Annotated in this window: 3 protein-coding genes; 1 reads left to right on the top strand and 2 read right to left on the bottom strand. The window is 27.6% G+C overall.

Annotated elements, in window-relative coordinates; all coding sequences use genetic code 11:
- Both FWJ34_RS19115 and FWJ34_RS19110 read right to left on the bottom strand, forming a co-directional pair.
- The coding region (locus tag FWJ34_RS19115; protein WP_308256914.1) for an NAD-binding protein at positions 1-785 on the bottom strand (785 nt) is incomplete at its 3' end.
- A gap of 18 nt (positions 786-803) precedes the next feature.
- Positions 804-1454, bottom strand: a complete 651-nt coding sequence (locus tag FWJ34_RS19110) for a response regulator transcription factor (protein ID WP_308256913.1) — start codon at positions 1452-1454, stop codon at positions 804-806.
- Between the two features lie 332 nt (positions 1455-1786).
- On the opposite strand from FWJ34_RS19110, the gene FWJ34_RS19105 reads away from it, so the two are divergent.
- Positions 1787-2566: a pentapeptide repeat-containing protein gene (locus tag FWJ34_RS19105; RefSeq protein WP_308256912.1), complete on the top strand. Its 780-nt coding sequence runs from the start codon at positions 1787-1789 to the stop codon at positions 2564-2566.
- Positions 2567-2609: the final 43 nt, after the last annotated feature.

Below are 2609 nucleotides of genomic sequence, written 5' to 3'. Positions count from 1 at the left end.
CACTTAATACCTATGGTTTCTAAATTTAATTTATCTTCCTGATAATTTTTTTTACTCTCAACAATTATTATTTGATTATCCTTCAAATTGTACTCATTACTTTTGTGCAAATTATTAACATCATTAAGATTTGATTGAAGATAAATTTTAACACCCTCAGATTCTAAATTTAATTGCAGTTCAAAAGAAATATCTTCATCTTCAGTTGATAAAAGTTGTTTATTATTAGTAACTAAAGTGATATTTTTATCCAGAGAAATTAATTGATTGACTAAGTAAATTGTGGAAATATCACCACCGATAATTATTATATTTTCAGGCAAACTAGCTAAATTATCAAGTAAAAGTAAATCATTAAGAGTTAAATTATTGTTATCATTCTTTTTTTTAGCAACATTTTCCTGAAAGAGTTGATTTGATGTCATTGCTAATAAATAAGACACCGATTCTAACTCATTTTTTTCTGTTAATAATCTTAGATTCTTTTGATTATTAAACTGACAATGACTAAAAATTATATCAACCCCTAATAATTCTAAATCGGGTAAATATTTATCAGTAAAGAGGAAATGTTTTTCCTTTAAAAATTCTTGAAAACTAATACCTTTATCTAAGTTTAATAAATCATTTTGAAATTCCAGAGAAAAAAATTGATTCTCATTTTGATTTAAACATTGACTATCTATAACTAAAGCAACTCTAGCTCCTAATTTTACTCCATATTCTGCGGCTAAAATACCTTGTTTTGTGCCACCAATAACTATTAAATCATATTTAAGTTTCATTAAATCTCAAAATTTTTCCTACATTATTTTATTAGTTAAAACAAAACTAACTAACTCTGTACGATTAGCAGAATGACTTTTTTTCAATAAAGTGCTTATATATTTTTCCACAGTTTTGGGACTTAAATATAACTCTTCTGCTATTTTAAAATTAGATAAACCTTTAATTAATAGACGTAAAACTTCTTTCTCTCTATTAGTTAAATAAAGATGATTTTGTTTAAACATATTATTATCTATTTCTGAGGGAGGATAAATAGACTCTGTTTCTGTAAATAATAATTCTGATTGAATAATTTGTGATCGTTCTAATAAGTGACGTACAATAGCAGATAATTCTTCGAGTTGAAAAGGTTTAGATAAATAGACATCACAACCAGCTTGATAACCGTTAATTTTGTCTTCTGTAGAATTTTTATTCGTTAAAAAAATCACAGGAAATATACGAAAATGAGGATTTTGTCGCAATTCTTTGACTAAATGAAACCCGTCTTTATAGGGCATTTTTATATCAGAAATTAAAAGATGAGGATGATATTTCATCGCTAAAGAGAGAGCTTCTTCACCATTAGAGGCTAAAATAACAGAATAACCATTTAATTCTAAACAATCTTTGATTAATCGTCTAATGGTAAAATCGTCATCAGTTACAAGAATTTGAAGGGGCATAATGCAAAATTAATAAGAGATTATATAGTTATGCTGACATTATTATAACTTAAATTTTAGGTAAAATCAAATATTAATTAATATTAATAACTATCAATTTTTTTACATTCTTAGCAATTGTTATGAAGATAAATATATGATTTAAAATAACTATAAAAAACAATAAAGTTAAATAAAAATATAAAATTAGCTGATCTTTAAAGGAGAAAATATAGTAAATTAATTGTAAAGTATAATAAATTATTTAGTATTATATTTGGGAAATGACAAATTATCTCAAATTTTTATACAATAAACTAAATTATTGCCCTTGATTTTACTGAATAATTATTATGACTAAATTAACTATCCTAGTTTCAACTTTATTCACCTGTATTATTTTTCCTTTCTCGGTTAATGCTGAAAATATCACTCACCTAACTCAATTATTAAATACAAAACAGTGTGAAAATTGTGATTTATCTCAAGCAGGTTTAGTGATGACTAATTTAACAGGGGCGAATTTACGGGGGGCAAATCTTGTTGGGGCGAATTTGAGTCGTGCCAATTTGACTGGGGCAGATTTAACTAACGCCAATTTGAGTAATGCTTCTTTTCATGGTGCAAATCTTTCGGGGGCAAATCTTTCGGGGGCGATATTAAATAATAGTGACTTCAGAAATGCTTATGTTCAAGGTATTATCTTAAATAGGACAGATATATCTACCGCTCACATAGAAGGAGTTATTGGTATTCCTTCTACGGCAGGAAATGCAGAACAATTTTACTTATGGGCTGTTGCCGAAGATAAAAAAGGAAATTATCAAATGGCAGCTAAATATTATTCTCAAGCTATCGAAATGAATCCTGATTTCGCCCCTGCTTACTTAGGTAGAGCAATTATTAAATCTCGTTATGGGCAAACTAATCCTGCCCTCAAAGACGGAGAGAAAGCCGAAGAATTATTTAAAGCTCAAGATAACCCCGATGGTTATACATTATCTAATCGTTTTATACATTTAGTCAAAGCTCGTACAGATGCAGAGGCTAATGATGGAAATCAAGGCAACCCTGCATTTATACAAGTAGTCAATTCTGTTGCTCCTTTATTGTTTAAGTTATTACTTCCTTAATAAAATCAATGGAGGATTTTTTCAAAGTATTATGATATTATTT

This window comes from Geminocystis sp. GBBB08, from assembly GCF_016743215.1.
Classification (GTDB): Bacteria; Cyanobacteriota; Cyanobacteriia; order Cyanobacteriales; family Cyanobacteriaceae; genus Geminocystis.
Note: the sequence above shows the minus strand (reverse complement) of the source record. Positions and strands in the feature narration are given on the sequence as shown.